The sequence below is a fragment of the Reichenbachiella sp. MALMAid0571 genome, from assembly GCF_040151475.1.
Lineage (GTDB): Bacteria > Bacteroidota > Bacteroidia > Cytophagales > Cyclobacteriaceae > CAXBNB01.
In genome coordinates this window covers 1-1,042 of the sequence record NZ_JBDKWG010000030.1, presented here as the reverse complement: position 1 = coordinate 1,042, position 1,042 = coordinate 1, and the positions used below count along the sequence as shown (strand labels likewise).

2 protein-coding genes are annotated in these 1,042 nt (G+C 41.7%); both read left to right on the top strand.

Features of this window, described 5'->3' with window-relative positions; all coding sequences use genetic code 11:
- The coding region (locus AAOP42_RS00385; RefSeq protein WP_349526473.1) for a hypothetical protein at positions 1-264 on the top strand (264 nt) is incomplete at its 5' end.
- Positions 265-344: 80 nt separating this feature from the next.
- Positions 345-893: a hypothetical protein gene (locus AAOP42_RS00380; RefSeq protein ID WP_349526472.1), complete on the top strand. Its 549-nt coding sequence runs from the start codon at positions 345-347 to the stop codon at positions 891-893.
- Positions 894-1,042 lie beyond the last annotated feature (149 nt).

Here is a 1,042-nt window from a genome sequence, read left to right as displayed (position 1 = left end):
CTTCAGTGCATACCTCATGGTAAACCACCTTGCAGCTTACTAATGGTTCGAGACACGACTCTCGCCCATAAGGGACTTGCACCCTATAAATTAATACCCTACTTTTATGTAGGGAAAGATGCCCATGCTGGGCACACACATGGGCTAAGAAAACATAGGGGTTCGGTGGTAATCGGAAGTTCGGAGCTTTTGGAAAGTCCGCCAAGCCAAAATTTTGATAATGAAAAAAGTAAAGTAAATTATAAAAATATTTGGCTTGGCTAATTAGTGAACCGAAAGAGCAGTGTTTCAAACTCCCCTACGTTTCTTAGCCAGGCGTTGTGCGCAAGTGGCATCAAAGACTTATGAGACACATTAAGATTATTCTGATCATCTGTTTACTATCCCACTGTGGTTCGTGTCTGGGACAAGGACTGACTAAGCAGGACTACAAGACTTATTCGATAATACTGGACGAGTTTTTGAAAGAGGATGAAGCAACCAAGAATCTTATAATAATTCAAAGCGAATCCGACACGATTTTCCGTGGTGGTGACTCGACCGATCAATCAGACATTAGAAAACTTGAGAGTAGAATGAAGCATCGAATCAAGTTTGACAATGATTTTATAATCAAGGGACGAAAATCGATTGTAATTACTGAGAAGGAATTTCGATCATTGACGGTTGATGAAAATAGAGATCTAATTTGGGACCCACTTTACAAAAAATACCCGAATGCCGAGGGTGTTATCTTTTTGTCTGCTATTCATTATACAAGTGACGACAAAACAACTGGCATACTACAGATTTCATTATATAGGAACGAGCTCAGTGGTGGATGTTTTTTTGTGAAGTTTGACTTGAAAAAGAAAGGCAAAAAAACGACTCGTACATTGACAGAAGTGGCGTGAGCCACCAGCGCACAATCGAGTAGATGGCCAGTGAGCAAATAGCCCACTGGTGCACCTCTCACACCACCGTACGTACGGGTCTCGTATACGGCGGTTCATCGAATCGAAGGTTGCGTATTCTGGTAGTAGGAAAGCATTGATTCATACCC